The 16,941-nt window shown below is 55.8% G+C and carries 17 protein-coding genes; 7 read left to right on the plus strand and 10 right to left on the minus strand.

Annotated elements, in window-relative coordinates; all coding sequences use genetic code 11:
• Positions 1-148: 148 nt before the first annotated feature.
• Positions 149-844, minus strand: coding sequence for a pimeloyl-ACP methyl esterase BioG family protein (locus QZ554_RS01215; RefSeq protein WP_297193640.1), 696 nt, complete (start codon positions 842-844; stop codon positions 149-151).
• Between the two features lie 17 nt (positions 845-861).
• On the minus strand, positions 862-1,299 hold the full coding sequence (locus QZ554_RS01220) for a DUF695 domain-containing protein (protein ID WP_297193641.1): 438 nt from the start codon (positions 1,297-1,299) through the stop codon (positions 862-864).
• A gap of 401 nt (positions 1,300-1,700) precedes the next feature.
• Here QZ554_RS01220 and QZ554_RS01225 point away from each other — a divergent pair, with 401 nt between their 5' ends.
• The 4 genes from QZ554_RS01225 (at position 1,701) to QZ554_RS01240 (ending at position 6,890) form a co-directional block, all read left to right on the plus strand.
• Complete coding sequence (locus tag QZ554_RS01225; RefSeq protein ID WP_297193643.1) at positions 1,701-2,504, plus strand: Cof-type HAD-IIB family hydrolase; 804 nt, start codon at positions 1,701-1,703, stop codon at positions 2,502-2,504.
• A 263-nt stretch (positions 2,505-2,767) separates the two neighbouring features.
• Positions 2,768-3,385 (plus strand): TetR/AcrR family transcriptional regulator, encoded by a 618-nt coding sequence (locus tag QZ554_RS01230; protein WP_297193646.1) that lies wholly within the window; start codon positions 2,768-2,770, stop codon positions 3,383-3,385.
• Positions 3,386-3,442: 57 nt separating this feature from the next.
• The gene (locus tag QZ554_RS01235) at positions 3,443-5,584 is read left to right on the plus strand and encodes a TonB-dependent receptor (protein ID WP_297193648.1); all 2,142 of its coding nucleotides are present in this window, start codon (positions 3,443-3,445) and stop codon (positions 5,582-5,584) included.
• Positions 5,585-5,615: 31 nt separating this feature from the next.
• Positions 5,616-6,890: a hypothetical protein gene (locus tag QZ554_RS01240; RefSeq protein ID WP_297193650.1), complete on the plus strand. Its 1,275-nt coding sequence runs from the start codon at positions 5,616-5,618 to the stop codon at positions 6,888-6,890.
• Positions 6,891-7,011: 121 nt separating this feature from the next.
• Here the strand turns inward: QZ554_RS01240 and QZ554_RS01245 are convergent, their stop codons facing one another.
• The 4 genes from QZ554_RS01245 to QZ554_RS01260 all read right to left on the minus strand — a co-directional run bounded on the left by QZ554_RS01245 (position 7,012) and on the right by QZ554_RS01260 (position 8,875).
• Complete coding sequence (locus QZ554_RS01245; protein WP_297193652.1) at positions 7,012-7,215, minus strand: hypothetical protein; 204 nt, start codon at positions 7,213-7,215, stop codon at positions 7,012-7,014.
• Entirely contained in the window at positions 7,205-7,687 is a 483-nt protein-coding gene (locus QZ554_RS01250; RefSeq protein ID WP_297193654.1) for an N-acetylmuramoyl-L-alanine amidase, read from the minus strand. The genes QZ554_RS01245 and QZ554_RS01250 overlap by 11 nt, the downstream gene beginning before the upstream one ends.
• A complete protein-coding gene (locus QZ554_RS01255; protein ID WP_297193655.1) occupies positions 7,684-8,196 on the minus strand; it encodes a hypothetical protein in 513 nt (170 codons plus the stop codon). Before QZ554_RS01255 ends, QZ554_RS01250 begins: the two co-directional genes overlap by 4 nt.
• A 229-nt stretch (positions 8,197-8,425) precedes the next feature.
• Entirely contained in the window at positions 8,426-8,875 is a 450-nt protein-coding gene (locus tag QZ554_RS01260; RefSeq protein WP_297193657.1) for an HU family DNA-binding protein, read from the minus strand.
• Between the two features lie 1,226 nt (positions 8,876-10,101).
• Between QZ554_RS01260 and QZ554_RS01265 the strand changes: the two genes are divergently transcribed.
• The 3 genes from QZ554_RS01265 to QZ554_RS01275 all read left to right on the plus strand — a co-directional run bounded on the left by QZ554_RS01265 (position 10,102) and on the right by QZ554_RS01275 (position 11,680).
• Positions 10,102-10,287 carry a type II toxin-antitoxin system HicA family toxin gene (locus tag QZ554_RS01265; protein WP_297193659.1) on the plus strand — a complete coding sequence of 62 codons (186 nt, stop codon included), beginning with the start codon at positions 10,102-10,104 and terminating at the stop codon, positions 10,285-10,287.
• 25 nt (positions 10,288-10,312) lie between these two features.
• On the plus strand, positions 10,313-10,711 hold the full coding sequence (locus tag QZ554_RS01270; protein WP_297193661.1) for a DNA-binding protein: 399 nt from the start codon (positions 10,313-10,315) through the stop codon (positions 10,709-10,711).
• Between the two features lie 333 nt (positions 10,712-11,044).
• On the plus strand, positions 11,045-11,680 hold the full coding sequence (locus QZ554_RS01275; RefSeq protein WP_297193663.1) for a hypothetical protein: 636 nt from the start codon (positions 11,045-11,047) through the stop codon (positions 11,678-11,680).
• A 130-nt stretch (positions 11,681-11,810) separates the two neighbouring features.
• On the opposite strand, the gene QZ554_RS01280 is transcribed toward QZ554_RS01275, so the two are convergent.
• The 4 genes from QZ554_RS01280 to QZ554_RS01295 form a co-directional block, all read right to left on the minus strand.
• The gene (locus QZ554_RS01280) at positions 11,811-12,398 is read right to left on the minus strand and encodes a nitroreductase family protein (RefSeq protein ID WP_297193665.1); all 588 of its coding nucleotides are present in this window, start codon (positions 12,396-12,398) and stop codon (positions 11,811-11,813) included.
• 24 nt (positions 12,399-12,422) lie between these two features.
• Positions 12,423-13,109 carry a M15 family metallopeptidase gene (locus QZ554_RS01285; RefSeq protein ID WP_297193667.1) on the minus strand — a complete coding sequence of 229 codons (687 nt, stop codon included), beginning with the start codon at positions 13,107-13,109 and terminating at the stop codon, positions 12,423-12,425.
• 47 nt (positions 13,110-13,156) lie between these two features.
• Positions 13,157-13,768, minus strand: a complete 612-nt coding sequence (locus tag QZ554_RS01290) for a sugar O-acetyltransferase (RefSeq protein ID WP_297193669.1) — start codon at positions 13,766-13,768, stop codon at positions 13,157-13,159.
• 296 nt (positions 13,769-14,064) lie between these two features.
• Complete coding sequence (locus QZ554_RS01295; RefSeq protein WP_297193671.1) at positions 14,065-16,350, minus strand: outer membrane beta-barrel protein; 2,286 nt, start codon at positions 16,348-16,350, stop codon at positions 14,065-14,067.
• Positions 16,351-16,941: the final 591 nt, after the last annotated feature.

Genomic DNA, 16,941 nt, shown 5'->3' on the forward strand with positions numbered 1-16,941 from the left:
ATTAAGTGACCTTCTTGATTTGGAAATGCAAAGATAGTGATAATCAAGCAAGTCATTCCCGAGAAGGCTCGCTCGTTATCTGCCCTTAGGCAAAGCCTAGGGTGGGGGACTTGGGCTGGGGAAAAGTGTGTCGTAGGCTAGGGGAAGCCTAGTCCCAGAGCTCCTGCCAGTCGGTGAAGAGGTTGAGGAGGTAGTGCTCGCCCTCGGGCAATAGGATCGGCTCTAGGCCCTGCCCGTGCCAGTAGCGTAGTTGGTTCTCTAGGGGGAGGATACGATCCCTCGCCCCCACGTAGGCTCTTGTCCAGAGGCCTAATGCCTCGCTCTTGGGCGAAGGCTGTGGGGTCATAAGGCTATCGTGGTAGGCGCGAAGCATCTCTGCTCTGATCTCGTCTGTGGGGCGAGCAGCCAGAGCCTCAAATAGATGGCGAAGGCTCTTGCCTCCGCATGTGCGACGGTTGAAGCGGGGACGGTTCTCCTCCGTTAGCTCCGCAAGGGTCTGCTCGCAATGCCCGAGAGGCATCCCGAGGTGGTCGTTCACAGGGTAGCCAGTCCCTGCCACTGCCGTGGCAGAGCGCACACGCTGTCGTAGCTCGGGGTGTGCCTGCACGAAGCGGTCAGCTGCCCATACACCCATCGACCAAGCTGTCAAGCGAACCTCCTCATACTGCCCCAGCTCCAGCGGATCAAGTACATCCGTACGGTAATCCCAGAGGACGAGGAGATCATAGCCGAGGGGCAGGCGAAGGTGCTGGACAGCCTCTGGGGTCATCGCCCAGCCGTTGAAGTGCAAGATGAGACCACGGGCCTCACCGCACCCCTCCTGACGGAAGTGTCGGTACTGCATAGCGGGCTATGGCGTGGCTAGTCCTCCTCCTGCTCCTCTAGCTGGAGCATCTCATGATAGTCTTCCCAGTCGGGGTCCTCCACACAACTGATCTCCAGTGGTAGGGGAGGGTAGGGGGCGAGACACTCGTTGAGTCGCTCGCCGAAGGTGGGCAAGTGGCGAGTATAGAACGTCCAGTCCTTCACGCCACCACCCGTATAGTTGCCGGTGAGGATGGCGAGCTTGTCCCGCTCCATGATCTTGCGTAGCTGGGGCTCGATGGCCTCGATAAGCTGGGCGGCGGCTTCGGTAGGCATCCCTTCGGCCTCTGCCTCATAGCTTAGGCTAAGGTCTACGCGTACCCGTAGCTTACGGCTAGCGATAAATTCGCCGAGGCCCTTACGCACAGTGACGAAGACGAGCTGTCCTTCGTCGGTATGGCTCAGCGAGGTGAACCAGTCATCTGTTAGCTTCATTCGTTGTCTGTTCTTTTGGGCAAAGTTATCTATTCCTCCCTATATGGCTCGGGGAAGCCTGCCTAGGGCTCGGGGGAAGGGCTCCCTCACTCCACCCTACGAGGTATGCCCGCTACCCCGACCGAGGTATCGGGGGAACGTCTCGTGAGGTATCGGGGGCACCCCGAGCGGGGTAGTAGGGCTACCTCATGGCGGCACTCTTTAGCCCTTGCTCCGAGCCTTCTACTCTGCCCTAGGGCAGGGGGCTCTCCTTCCTTAGCCTAGGTGTGCTCTGTGGGTGAGTCACCTTTCTCCGCTCCCCTTGCCAGGGTAGACGCCACGACCTCGGGGAGGGTAGTGTCTCACGAATGCCGTACTTTTGCACAGGACATACATAACGAACAAGATTGTAAGTAACTCAAATGAAGCTTCTTGCCCTAGACATAGATGGCACGGTCGTCAATAGCCAGCATCAGGTGACCGAGCCCGTACGTAATGCGCTCATCCATGCCCAGCGTGAACGGGATATGCGGATCGTCCTTGCCTCGGGACGTCCCACCTCTGCCCTTCGTCACCTCGTCGAGATCCTAGAGCTAAAGACCTACGGGGGCTACCTGCTCCCCTACAACGGTGGTAAGGCCATCGAACTCTCCTCCGGCAAGGTACTCCATGCCCAGCTCCTAGACCAAGACCTCATCCCTCAGCTCTACCACCTCATCAAGGCGCATGGGGTTAATATCCTCAGCTACACCGATGAAGCCATCCTAAGTGAAGAGGCTGCCAACGAGTACGCTCAGAAGGAGATCGACATCACGGGTATGCCCTTGTGCGTACTAGATGACTTCTTAGCCTCCATCCAGGAGCCCCTACCGAAGTGTCTAGCTGTCGGGCCTACCGATCGGCTGGTAGCCCTAGAAGCTGCGGTGAAGGCACAGCTCGGCCATCGGGTAGATGCCTTCCGCTCCAGCGACATCTTCCTAGAGCTAGTGCCCAAGGGGGTGAACAAGGGCGTTGCCCTAGAGCGACTCTCTGCCGTCCTCGGGGTAAGCCTAAGCGATCTCATCGCCATCGGGGATAACTACAACGACGTAGAGATGCTTCGTCTAGCAGGCACCTCCGTCGCCATGGGCAACGCTCCCGAGGACATCCAGCGAATGGCTACCCTCGTGACCAAGACCAACAATGAGGACGGCGTAGCCTACGCCCTCGAGCACCTCCTCCCCTAGTCTACGAGCCTTCCTCCCAAGTGCAAACAGCGGCTACCCCTAGGACTGTCCTAGGGGTAGCCGCTGTCGTTATGCTGGGTGCTGTCGTGGGGGCTTCGCCGTCTGCTCGGGGTGGGAGTAGGGGGCTCGTGGGCTGAGGTGTAGGTAGGCTTTTGGAGGAGTGAATACCGAGGACTAGGTATTGTCGCCGAGACGGAGAGCCAATACCTTTGCAGGGTGATTGGCTCTAGGCCTTTATTTACCCTACCTAGAGGATACCTCAGATGAAAGGAACAAAGACAAAGGATCTCATACTCGACCATGCCCGAGAGCTCTTCCTGGAGTTTGGATACGAAGGTGTATCCATGCGCATGCTTGCCTCCCGATGCTCTATTAGCCTAGGTCTGATCTACCACTACTTCGTCAGCAAGGATGCCCTCTTCGCAGATGTCGTCCGACCAGTGATCAATACTCTGGAGTACGTCCTAGCAGAGCACAACAGCGAGGGGCAGTGCACCGAGGCTATATTTGAAGACGTAGAGCGTGGGCAGTATCAAGTGTTTCTCCTACTGATCACCAAGTACCGCCGTGAGCTACGTCTACTGCTCATGCATGCCGAGGGTTCGCCCTATGAGCACTACGAGGAAGAGTTTGTAGAGAAGAACTACCAGCAGGGCAAAGCCTACCTAAGACGTATGGGAGAGAAGTACCCCCAGATGAATACAGCCCTCTCGGAGCAACTGATAAAGATCAATGTGGAGAACTGGCTGCACCTGCTGAAGACCCTCCTCGATGAGCGTCTGAACGATAGCCAGAGGGCTCAAGTCCTACTCGAGTACTTCGCCTTCACCACCGCTGGGTGGGAGCGAGTCATGAGAGCCCCACTACCTAAAATGAAATGAGCCGAGGAGTATCTCCCCGGCTCTTATTGTGAACGGACTAAGGTATAAGTTCAAAATATGCATCCTATCCATCAGCACAGATACCGCCCCTTCGGGCTCTTCGCCCTTGGGCTTCTCCTCTTGCCTTCCCCTAGTTTAGCTCAGAGCGATAGTACAGGTCGAGGGGAACGCACCCTCAGGGAGGTCGTAGTCTCTGCCAAGAGCAAGGAGCGCAAGTTACACGAGAGTGGCCTGCCTGTCTCCATCATCTCCGTAAGGCAACTGCAGGGTACCGCCTCAGGTATCGACGACGTCCTTGCCCGTACAGCCGGCATCACGATCCGCCAGACAGGTGGGGTGGGGAGTAGCTCTCGCCTCTCCGTACGTGGACTCGAGGGCAAGCGTGTGGGGGTCTATATAGATGAGCAGCCGATCGGGGAGCTCTCCGATATGGTTAGTCTCAATGACGTCCCCATAGATATGATCGATCATATCGAGGTCTACAAGGGGATCGTCCCCAATAAGCTCGGGGGAAACAGCATGGGCGGAGCGGTGAATATTGTGCTGAAGGAGTACCCGCCCTTCTACCTCGATGGCTCGTATGAGGTCGGTTCGTTTCATACGCATCGTCTAAGCACGATCCTCAAGCGGCACGACCGAGCCACAGGGCTTACCTATGGTGTAGGTGGTGGCTTCACCTACTCGGCCAATGACTATGAGATGAGCCTACCTCAGCGGCAGAACCTCGTCGTACGTCGTGAGCATGACCACTTCCGAAAGATACTAGCAGGTGGATCGATTACTGCCGACGAACGCTGGGGCTTTGAGCGGGCAAAGCTCGAGTTCTTCCTTGCAAATACCTACCGAGAGCTACAGGGCATTGTCACCCCGATCGACTCCGCATACAACCACAACCTAAGCATAGGGACGACACTCCTGCTTAAGCGTAGGCACTTCCTACTTCCTGGGCTAGACCTAGACAACGAGCTATCGGGAGTCTATTCCTACGGCGGGTTAAGGGATAGAGCCACTTCACGGCGAGACTGGGATGGGACACCCCTTCCCCCTACCTCGCCCTATGGGGGAGAGCTGCAGAACCTTCCCTCCGATGGGCATAATAGATCTTACTATATAGCCGACAAGCTCTATATGACCTACACCCTGTCGGGGAAGCAGGCGCTCTCCCTCTCCGCTCGCCTCGCAGCCACGGTAAGCCGTCCGAGGGATGATTACCAGAGGAAGCGGATGCACTATGAGGCCAGTCGCCCTGGGGATGTGCTCAGCCTCACCCTTGGACTTGGGCATGAGATCTACGCCTTCGGTGATCGCTTTCTCTCGTCTCTTACGGGGAAGTGGTACTACTACAAGACGAGAGGCGAACAGCCCTCCTACTTTGGCTCTAGCACGTTTGTGCCGGTGAGTTCTACTAAGGGAGACTTCGGTATTAGCGAGGCTCTCCGATACCAGCTTTTCCGCTCACTGATGGTCAAGGGTTCGGTAGCATGGGAGCTGCGTTTACCCAGTAGCGAGGAGCTACTTGGCAATGGATACTTGATTCTACCTTCGACGGCACTTAGCCCCGAGCGCAGTCTCTCGGCCAATCTAGGTTTGCTCTTTCAGTCCAGCTACTCCTACGGCAGGACAGAGGTGGAGATTAACGGTTTCTACAACGATGTGCGTGATATGACCCGTCTGGTCTCTGCGATGGGGCCTGCCCTGCAGTATACGAACTTCGGTCAGATGCGTTCCCTCGGTATTGAGGCGGAGGTCAAGAGTGATGTCACGCCATGGCTCTACCTCTACGCCAACGCCACCTATCAGGATCTCCGAGACACACGTACCCTAGAGCCTCGCTCCACTCGCCCTAACCCCACCTATGGAAAAAGAATGCCCAACATCCCCTATCTCCTAGGGAATGCTGGGCTGGAGCTCCACTGGATGGATCTCTTTGGCTTCGTCAGAGGTGCCAATACACGTCTACTGTGTGATGCCTCCTATGTGCACGAGTACTTCTATGACTTTGAAGTCTCTCGCTTCCAAGAGCGACGCATACCATCCACTATTAGTTTGGATGCAGGCCTAGAGCAAAGCTTCGGTAATGGTCGCTGGACGGTCACGGCGAAGGTCAAGAACCTCCTAGACCGAGACCTCTACAGCGAATACAATCAACCCTTGCCTGGACGTAGCTTCTCACTCAAGCTACGCTACCTCCTCAAGTAACTTAATCATTCACCCAATAAGTAATACACCTATGAAGCAAACATCTCGTGCCCTCTGTGCCGTAGGCCTTGGGCTACTCACCCTACTCTCCTCCTGTGGGAAGAGGAATGACCAGCCGACACCTCCTACCCCTAATCCAGGTGAAGTGACCCCGCTGAAGCTCCCCGAGCACCTCATCTTCCTTACCTCCGTCACTGGGGGTGATGGTTCGCCGAGTGCCTCTTATCTGATTAGTACGGGGCGGATCATCCCCGGGAAGTTTACCAACGCCAATGGTCTGCCCCTAGAGGTAGGGAATACCCCCTACTACTGGGAGGGACGTACCTATACCTTCCCCGGTATCATGGGTTCGACGAAGAGCCAACTCGGGTGCTACCTAGAGCAGATCGATCAGACCTATCGGCAGGTAGGTGCTCTGCCTGTAGCGGGGACAGCTGCGACCACTGCTATGGCTGTCCTCAACAAGGATAAAGCCTATATCTCCAACTGGGGGAGTGGTACTGTGCAGGTCATTAACCCTCTGACCCTACAGAGCACCAAGACCATAGACCTCAACAAGTATGCCCATGAGGGTGCTCTCGTTCGCCCCTCGGTCATGGTGCTACGTGACGGGCTACTCTATGTCGGGCTTTGCCAGCTCAATGCTCAGTGGCAGTCTGTCAAGGAGCAGGCAGATATCGCTATCATCGATACACAGAAAGACGAGCTAGTCAAGGTCATCTCTGATACCAAACACAAGCTCACTTTCTGCTCTCGTCCTATCGACCCTAACTCGATGTTTATCGATGAGCAGGGGGACATCTACGTCAATTGTCTCGGGTCTATGGAGGATCCCCTACACCCGAATCAGAAGGCAGGCTTCCTTCGCATCAAGAAGGGCGAGACTGAGTTTGATCCCTCCTACATGCTGAGGACAGCTGATATTAAGCCCGAGGGAGTAGCCCACAACGTAGACTTCTTCTCCTCCATCGCCTATCTAGGCAAGGGGAAGGTGCTTGCTCTGGCTAGCATCAACAAGCTTGACCCCGATCTTGCTAAGAATATGTACATGGCTTATGTCCATCGTCTTGCCCTCATCGATCTCCAAGCTAAGACCATTCGTGTCATCGGGGATCAACCTGCATCTACGGCGATGGCTATAGGGGTCACCTATGATGGTAGCAGGTATGCCTACTATAGCTACACGAGTAAGGAGCGGCAGGGGATCTACTGCTACGACACTCAGACGGGGAAGATAGACCCCGAAGAGCCTTACATCACGACCGAGGGCACGGTCACGGGCATCCGTTACATCCCAGCCAACTAATCCTCGGAAGACGCTATACGGCGGAGAGGCTACCCCCATGCCTACGGGCTGGGGGTAGCCTCTCTTGCTATTGACTGGGCGGTCATTCTGTACGTCTGAGATCGCTTGACCGCACTCCCGTCTAGCGGTGGTAGTGGTAGTCAATCCCGAAGAGTGCGCCTGCGAAGGTCATCACCTCCCCATAAGCCACGAGGACGCTGGAGTGGATCTCTCCAGGAGGTCGTACGAAAAAGGCAATAGCCAATAAACTAATCCCAAAGACACATAGCCCCACAGCCACCCATAGCTGTAGCCTAGTGCCAATCTGGTTGTTCTCAGGCATCATACACCTCCCTTCCCTCGCTAATGAGGCGGTAGGCTTGCCGAGCATCGAAGCAGGGACACACCTTGATCCATTCGTGTGGCTCTACTTCTCCGTCTCCATCCCTGTCGGGGCTCAGGTCTCGGTGCCCTAGGATAAGACTCTCAGGAGCTAGGCGGTGCAGGCGGATGAGCAGAAGCCTAAGAGCTCGCTGCTGTGCCTCGGTACGGGTATCAGCGGGTTGCCCCGTAGCGTCTAGTCCGCCTTCGTAGCAGACGCCCCAGCTGCAGGCGTTGTAGCCTCGGGCATGGGCCCCCACTTCGTCGAGGGGGCGAAGGGGGATAATGCTCCCCGACCTGCGCACATAGAAGTGGTAGCCTGCGTGCCTAAAGCCCCGAGCCTTGTGGTCACGCTCCAGCATCACTTCCGTGTAGTCCATCGTGCAGCGTGTGGCACTGCAGTGCACGACGATGTAGCGAATGTTCTCCTGTCTCATCTGTGTCTCCTCCAGTAGATATAGCCCACAAGTCCCGTGAGGGTAAGGGCGGTGAATAGAATACCCCATAGGAAAGACTTCACTCGGGCAAAGAAGCTCCCAGAGCTGCCCTTGCTTAGGGTCTTGAGTTGGGTGTGCGTGCTGGTTTTGTGATGCCCTATGACGCTGTCCTCACGAAGGCTTGACTGCATCCCCTCCCGACGTGTCGTGCGTCTGTGGTGGTAGAGGAGGGGGAGCAGGCTCGCACGTGCTGAGCTATCGCTCTCAAGGGCAGGCGGGAGGATGAGCGGGTAGAGCCCTAGGAGCTCTTCCTCACTTTCGCTTACGGTCTGTGCCGTGGTGTGGGCGGAGTGTTGGCTTAGGAGGCTGTCACTCTGCCTCTCGTGTATGCCCTCTGTCGTGGCTTTGCGTGCTCCACAGCCGAGGGGGAGGCTGAGGGCGATGAGGAGTGCCAGCTGTGGGGCATACCCTTTCCGCCCTATAGTGGAGCCATAGGTGTCGTGGTACATAGTAGTGTATAATAAAAGTGTGGGTAGAGGAATATAGCTGCGCCTTTGCCTCCACCTCGGCTGGTGGGGTAGGGCGGCAGGAGGTAGCCCAAGGGGCATCAGGGGAGAGCCCATACTCCCCTCGGGCCGCTGTGCTTCGTGGTGTGCGGGTCGTGCCCTCGGCTCTCTAGGCGAACTAGAGGGCAAGGGAATGCATGCGCACAGAGGTAAAGAGGGAGAACTTGCTCGGCTAGATACCGACGCCACCACCGGGGGCTGTACCACCAGGTTGCTTGGGCTTTATGGGCTGACCCTTAGCATCATCGACGGTGATCTCTACCTGCTTCGCTGCCAGACGTATAGCATCCACTGGGTAGAAGCGCACCCGAGGAGTGCGAATGGTCTGCGCCGTCACTTCATCAGCCTTGGTCATACGCTTGGCGGAGGCCATGAGCTTGAAGGTGCCCAGCTCTGCTAGGGAAACCGATCGGCCGAGGCGAAGCTCTTCGTTGATGACGTCGCTTAGGGCAATGAGTGCAGCATGTATGTCTGCTCTGGAGAGGGTAGTCATACGCTCGATGCGACGCTCTAGGTCGCTCGTGCGGATACGATCATGGGTTCTCTGCTTGGCGTAGTAGAGCGTAGAGCCCTTGTTCTTGCCTACCTTCATGGTGGTAGGCTTGATTTCAAAGTGTAACATAATAGATCTGTATATAATAAAGTATATCTACGTGTCACGATCAGAGCTTGGTCTCGAGTGCCCCTCATGCTTCCCCTTGGGTACCCTTCGCTGGGGGTGGTGTGTGGGGTCTGGACTTGTGCTCTTCGTTTGACAATACAAAGGTACGAAGGCTCCCGACACGTCCCATCACCCCCTCGGAGGCGATGATCAGTTAGCCCCCCTCTGACCCCTCTCACGACCCCACGGCAAGGGCAAGGTGTACGAGCGAAAAAAACTTATCCACAGCCCTCTCGGGGTAAGCCTACTTAGTAGTCATAATTTCCTCTATATAGGCGAAGTAGGTGCTTTTGTGGCTGAGGGGAAGTTTCCCCAAAACTTCCCCTCAGCTCCCTCTTTTTCTTTCCTCAGCCCTCCCTCTTTCAGTTCTTCGACCTTCACCCTTTACGTTCCCCAACCCTCACCCTTTATGCTCCTTGAGCCTCACCCGAAAGCATCCCTTGTTCCCCTCTCCCATCTTCTGCTCCTCATCCCCTTCCTCTTCCTTTGATTTTACTTGAGAGGTGCTCTTGACCTTCTCCTTTGTCTGCAGCCTCTCTCCCCCGTCTTTCTCCTCTACCTTTGCCCGCAAGTAGCCCTTAATCTCCTCTTCTACTTCCTCTTCGACTACGAGTCGTGGGTTCTTAATGCTCCTCCCAAGCCTTCGCTCATCGGTGCTCTAAGCGTGCCCTAGGGCTTTCCCGCTCCCATTGCTCCCCAATCACTGCTTTCGGCTCCGAATGTATGTCTTTGCCTGTCTAGTCGCCCCTGGGGGTCTGGGAGCCCCTTTTCGGGGTTTATTTCGGTCGGGTGGGGGATACTTCTATCCGAAGGGGATGGGGCTCTCTTGGGGCTCTTTTTGCCCCTTCCTTGCCTTGGGAGGCGAGGGCTTCGTGGACAAAGGGGATTCGGTGGGGCTTTTGAGGTGCCCTCACTACCTTGGTCGAGGTATGCCCGTTACCTCCGGTGAGGTTTTCCCGCTACCTCAAGCGGGGTAGCGAGGGAACTGTGCTGGGCTGTCAATAATAGGATTAGAAAGGGCTGGAGGGCATGCTGTGCTAGGCATTCAGGGAAAGTGCCTTGAGGGAAGGAGTGGGTATGTAGGCTCGTTATGCTATTCAAATGAAAAGCTTTACATTTGCAAAGGAGGTGTAATTAGCACCTCTGGTTGAATTGATTTTTAATTAGATATAAAATGGGACAAAATTATGAAGTATAGTGAGCTTCACCGATTACTTCGAAAGAACGGCTGCTACCCAACGGGGGCAAGTATTGCGGGACATCCTGAATGGTACAGCCCTATTACGGGGCAATATTTCCCCACAAGTAATCATGAAGGTAGAGAGGTCGCAACAGGGACACTTAAAAAGATAATGAGGGATGCAGGGCTTTAGCTCTATCCCCAAAATGACAACGACAATGAAGACAGTGATTGCTCATATCGAGTGCAACAAAGAAGGGTTCTACTCCGTCTACGTACCAGAGGATCTTCCCTTTGGTTTGCTAGGAGAGGGTAATACCGCAGAGGAGGCCAAGCAAGACTTCCTAGCCGTATATGAGGCGATGCGCGAGGCTCATAGAGTGCGTACAGGAGATGATATAGAGCTTCAGTTTGATTTTGTGATGGATGCCTCAGCTTTTCTACAGCAATACAAGGGCATCTTTACCTTAGCTGGTCTCTCGAGACTTACGGGGATCAATAAGGCTCAGCTCTCACAGTACGTCTGTGGTACACGGCGTCCCTCCCCTCGGACACAAGCGAAGATCAAGGAGTCGATACAAGAACTCGCTAACGAGCTTAGTCGGGTATTTATCTAACCCTATTTGAGTATAGCTAGGGTCTAGGACTGGGGGCTCCCCAGCCCTAGACCCTAGTTGCTTTCGGGGGAGGATAGAGTGGGGGATCATTCGTATGATTATTTGTACTTTTGCGGAAGAAAGGGGAGGTCATATTCATGGGCTAACCCCCTGGAACCACACAAGTAATAGAGAATGGTCGTGTGACGATACGCTCACCCCTGACTGTCATACCCTAATGCCTTTGACCTGCCGATGTCCTTAATCGGTTAGGAGACTTTTATTAGGGTAAAGGAGGAGCATACGCCTATACGACCATGAAAGACGTTCGTTAACTAAGCACAAAGAAACCCAATGAAGAAGTATGTACTAGCGCTCCTAGCACTAGCCAGCTCTTGCTGTACAACCCTCCTTGCTCAGCGAGTAGTCCCCCTAGAGAACTCCGCTACCAACGAGGGGCTAGAAGCCCTTCTAAAGAAAGAGTCCGTCTACCTACAAGACCAAGGCAACCTCCTGCCTAAGTACGAAGGACAATGGACGGGGACCTACGGCGGGCACAAGATCATCGCCACACTGACCCTCCAGCGCAAGCATCAGGTAGAGCCATCGGAGGATATCCCTCAGCCCCTCTTCACCGACCGCCTAGTCCTCTCCTATCAGGTGCTGGACGCTGCGGGCAAGATCATCCTCGACACCGCCAAGAAGCCCAGCCTAATAGGCGAGGGGAGCACGCTGGAGGTGCGCAGAGAGGGTGGTCAGCCAGGTGCGAAGGTACTGGAGGAGCACTATGAGCTCTCCCTGCCCTTGGACGACAAGGGTACCTGCATCTTTGCAAAGGCATTGCTGAGCAAAGACCTCAAGGAGCTAACCCTCGTGATGACCGATGTAATCATCGCAACGGATGCCGGTGACTGTCCCGACTACATCCCCGGGATCGAGGAGAGCTGGGTGCTCACACGCACCAGCCCCGTGCCCTCGGTGACCAAGTAGCGGCTGCCTTACCCCTGCTATGGAGTCTGTATAAGGCTCTTAGATAGGGAGATAGAGAGAGCCCCCGCACGAAGTCTATGCTTCGTACGGGGGCTTGTTATTTGTGGTGGGGGTGTTTGGGTGCCTTTGCCTAGAGGAAGATGTCGGTACGACGGCTCTTGGGGGTGAAGGTCGGCTGGTTCTCATCCTTCGGGTCTCGTCTGCCTAGGGCAACGGCGACAATGGGACGATACTTTGCGTGCCCAAGGATCGAGTCGTATGCCTGAAGGTCAATCCCCTCCATCGGGGTAGCGTCGATGCCCATCGTGGGGAGGGCTGTCAACAGGACGCCTAGGGCGATGTATGCCTGTCGCTCCATCCAGCCTTGCACGGCTTCCTCGCCTCTTGTGGCGACCTTGGCTCGGTAAAAGGCTTGCGCTCCCTCGGCAAGCGTGCTGATGCGTTCCTCTTCAAAGGTCTTCACGCTGCGGTACACATGGATGACGATGATATGGCTAGCTGTGCGCACTCGCTCCTTGTTGTTCATGGAGTGCTCCGAGAGATGGGCCTTGAGCTTCCCCTCGGGGATGATGTCGAATGCCCACGGCTGGGAGTTGATGGAGCTAGGGGAAAGTCGGAGGAGTTCCTTGATGTGCTCTATCTCCTCTTTGCTCAGTCGGTGGGTCGGATCATAGAGCTTGGTGGTGTATCGCTCCTGTAGGATCTTGAGTATGTTCATTGGGGGGGCTAATGTGGGGTGGGGCTAGAAGTCTAAGAGACGGTAGCGACGGCGCACTTCGGGCATTGGCATGCGTTCCTGATAGTGCCACCACTCTTTTTTGTAGGGGCGTAAGCCTACCTGCCCTAGGATACGTTTGAGTAGAGCCCTGTTCTGGGGTACCTCGGGGGCATAGAGGCCTGAGCGCACAAGTGCCCGTTCGTTTCCGAGGTGAGCTCGATCGCCGAAGTGGTCAAAGGGGCTTCCCATATCCAGTGGTTTCCCTTTTTCGTCTATGATGGTAAGGTCTACGGCCACCCCATAGTTGTGCCGTCCACCTCGGCGGGGATGTGCTACATAGATGCGCTTGGAGGTGCCTGCTACTTGCTCGTACATACGTCTCTGTGCGCTCAGGGGACGTGCAGCATCGTAGACGAGGAAACGATAGCCGGGGTGCTCCTTCTCCAGTAGCCCCTGGGCACGGGCTAAAGCCTTAGCGAGATTGGGGTGCAGGTAGGCCTTACGTAGCGAGCCATACATGTTTGCACCTGTGAAGTTGTCCTTTGTGGCGTACTTTAGCTGCACTTGGATACGTGGCGCTGCTACCTGCACATCGACGAGCCCATGAGCTCGCATGAGGCTGTCGTAGTTCTGTGCTCGAAGGGGTGACGCAACGAGTGTGACGAGCGTGAGGATACAAAGGAGGAGGTGCAGGCGCAGTCGCTTCGGCATAGGCTCTTGTTGTTGCTGGATGGGTTGTGGGGGTGAGAGAGAATGGTTTATGAGTGTTCCACGTGGAGCGTAGAGAGGGAGACTTGCTCTAGCACTCGGTCAGAGTCTGTGATGGGTCGTAGTACTCGGCATGGATTGCCAGCGGCGACAACACGTGCGGGGATGTCTCGTGTCACCACACTGCCTGCGCCGATCACCGCACCTTCGCCTATGGTTACGCCGCCAAGGATGGTGACGGAGCCACCTATCCAGACGTTGTCTCCAATGGTCACGGGAAGTCCACGTTCGTAGTATGTGTTGCGTTCCTCGGCGAGTAGGGGGTGCTGTGGGGTGTAGATGCTTACATTTGGCCCAATAAAGGCATTCTTGCCTATGCGTATCTCTCCAGCATCAAGTGCTGTAAAGCCCGTGTTGAAGAACGAGTGATCTCCCACGTGGATGTTACTGCCGTAGTCCATGAATATTGGGGGTACGAAGTAGTACTTACCCTCGATGCTCCCTAGTAGTTCGTGGAGGATACGCTGAGCTTCTTCCTGCTCTGTTTCGTCAAGGCGATTGAAGCGATTGATGAGCCTCTGGGCTCGCATCCTTTCTTCAATAATCTCTGGGTCGGAGGCATCGAAGTATAGGCCTTGCTGTCGTCGTTCCTTTTGTGTCATACTTTTGCTTTGAGGGGTGAAGGGTGCCGAGGGGGCGGGAGTTGCGCTCTGTGAAGTCCTCGTGCAAAGATATGCCTTTCTTGTTGAAGGTGTCTTTGGGGTGTGTGCTAAAGGGGTGGTTGGTGTGAGTGTTCCACGTGGAGCAATAAAGGTATATAGGTCGTGTAGATGTCTAGTGTAGCCTTCTTTATAACGTGCGGGAGGGGATAGCGAGGTGTTGTCGCTATCCCCTCCCGCTCTACGTTGGATGGGTGCTTGAGGCCTGCTTGTCGGCGGATGTTGCCTAAGCGGTGGGGCTACTGTGCAGATTGGGTGGTGATGTTTAGGCCTTCGTTAGCGTCTGTGGAGAGACGCTTTGTGTCGTCCTTTCTAGAGCGTGCGTCATGTGTCTTGACGGCCTTCTTACCCCAGGAGTAGGAGAGTGTAAGTTGTAGGCGAGGGCTGTGCCAATTGCGCTCGAAGGCGAGGGCTGGGGATGAAAGCTCATAGCTCCCACGTGCGATGTTGGTGTTGAAGAGGTCGTGTGCGGAGAGAGTGATGCGTAGGTCGTGTATGTGCTTGCTTACCGAAGCATCCACCCACCACTGGCGTTGCATGTGGTAGAGCCCAAACATCAGTCCGCTATAATAGGTCACGCCGAGGTCGGCTGTCCAGCCCGAGGGGAGTCCGAGGTTGTGTTTGTGCTGGACGTAGTAGGCATTGAATACCTTGCTGTAGTCTGCCCTGTCGATACGTCCTGCATCCCACTGGCGCTGGGCGGCGAGGTAGGTGGAGGCTGTCCAGCTCAGCTCTCCTTGGCGAATGATCGGGATGGGAAGGATGAGCAGTGCACGTAGGTAACGGCTGTAGTCGAGGTTGTGCCGGCGCAGTACGTACACTCCGCCCTGCTGTGTGATGGCCTCTACGATGGGCTCCTTGGTATCGACATAGCTAAGCTCTAGCTGGGCTGCCTGGAGATAGCTATAGTTGAGCGTCAAGCTCCTGCGGTACGACGTCGTTAGATGTCTGTTCCCCTCACGTGCTAGGACTTCGGAGGCTGATGAGATGTAGCCGAGGAGGTCTCTGTAGCCTGGTCGGGTGTAGCTAGAGGAGTGGGTCAGTGAGATCTGGTGGTCTCGGGCTGGGGTGTAGCGAAGGGAAGCGTAGGGGAGCAACTCTGAGCCGGAGCGGAAGAACTCACCTGAGCCTGTCCCTAAGTTTCCCTTACGATCTTCGCCAGCGATGCGAAGTCCCACAAGTCCCGAGAGTCGCTCCAGGCGGAAGCGAAGGCTAGCATATCCCTCTATGTTCCATTCTCTTAGCGTGGATTTGTTCGTCCTGTGGGTGATCCTAGAGTCTACGGCTACGTGGCTTGCTTCTGCTCCTAGGGAGAGGGTGAAGACCCTAGAGAGCTGATGGCTGAAGTCTAGGGCTAGGCGTGCGAACTGGTTCTCGTCCTTGCTGGCTACGCCTGATGAAGCCTTCTCTCGTCGTAGGTCAGAGCTCCCCAGCGAACCTTCGACCGTGGTCCATAGTGCCCAGTGGCTAGCTCGGTAGGTGTGGTAGAGTGTGCCGTAGAGGTTGCTCCACTTCAGGCGGTTACTCATGTTCTGCGTGAGCAGGAGTCGCTCATCGGCGTAGTTCCCGAGGATCTGAGCGCCGAGGGTGTGGCTCTTGCCCAGCGAAAGATCCGTCCCCAAACCCACCTGATGGGAGATGCGGGAATCGGTGCGAAGGTCATCAATGTGCCCCGTAGAGAAGGTGGTAGTCTCTCTATGACGTCTGTCGCCTAGGGTGTAGGAGATGTAGGAGCGGCTACGTCCGTAGCTGAGATTTACACGAGTGGAGAACTGCTCGGAGAGGTAGTGCTGGTAGGTGCCGACGAGGCTGGTGAAGCCCTTGACGCCCTCCTCGACTGTTGTCTTTCGCTTGATGTTGAGGATAGGAGTAGTGACACCGCCATACTCGACTCCGGGCTCACGGATGAGTTCGACGCTAGAGAGTTCGCTGAGGGACATGCTCTGTAGGAGGGAGATGACTTCGTCCTTGCTCATGCGCTGGGGACGCCCATCGATGTAGACGGTAAGCTCGGATAGTCCGTATAGCTTGAGGGTGTTACCTCCCTCTAGTTGGAGTCCAGGGATGAGCTTCAGTCCATCCAGCACACTACCGCCACGAGCGAGGGCAAAGGCGGCTCCTCCGAAGATGAGGGTTGTGCCTTCGTAGCGTACGAGGGGTGCGCTATGCTGTACGACGACAGCCTCTAGCTCGCGGGTGAGCTCTACGGGTAGAGTCCCCAGCTGGAGCTTGCCAGAGCGAAGGTCTAGCGAGGGACGGAGGATAATGACTTGTTGGGCGAAGGAGGCACCGAGGAGGTACTTTCCTGGGGTAGCTTTGAGGAGGAAGTACCCTTTCTCATCGGTGAGGGTGCGAAAGTGGGTGTCTTGTCCCTCGGCTGTACGTAGGGCGACGAGGGCATTCATGAGGGGGGTCTTGTCGGTCTTGCTGACGAGTGTCCCCTCGAGCCAAGCCTCAGCTTCCTGGGCTCGGATAACTCCTCCGCACACAAGGGCAAGGAGGAGGGTGAGTAGGAGGTGTCTCATAGGTCGGTCTCTCTGACAGGTGTATGGGTTGTGTATTGTTAGTTGAGTGTTGGTCTTACGAACTCTATCGCAAGGCTCGGGGTCAAATTTAAAAAAAATATATCGCCCTGCAAGACCCTCGCACAACCCCTGGCAAAGGCCTCTGTTACAGAGTTTATAGCGGGGCGGGAGAGGCCTCGGTAGGAGCACTGTTTCGCTCTCGATAGGAGCGCCCCAATCACCTATGTAAGGTGACCGAGACGCTCTTACCGAGAGCGCTCTTGCGCTCCTATAATGATCGCTTCCATCACCTATGTAAGGTGATTGGGGCATTCCCACCGAGTACGCAGTAGGGGGCTTGGTCGCTCCTATCTCCCCCTCTCGAGAGGACTGTGACGGAGGGGGCCGTGTGGAGGGGGGCAGGAGCTAGACCGTACTCGGTCAGCTCGTGTACGATGGCGGTGTGGGAGTAGGCAGGGCAGGTGTGCGATAGGTCTAATGAGTGCAATAGGTCTAATAGCTGGTCAGCAAAGGTCTGGCTAAGGAGGCTGAGTGGAGGTGGGGAGGGGTGCGCAGGGCTGGTAGGTGAGGGAGCTGGGTGTGTAGGTCGGG

The organism is uncultured Porphyromonas sp. (genome assembly GCF_915070105.1).
Classification (GTDB): domain Bacteria; phylum Bacteroidota; class Bacteroidia; order Bacteroidales; family Porphyromonadaceae; genus Porphyromonas.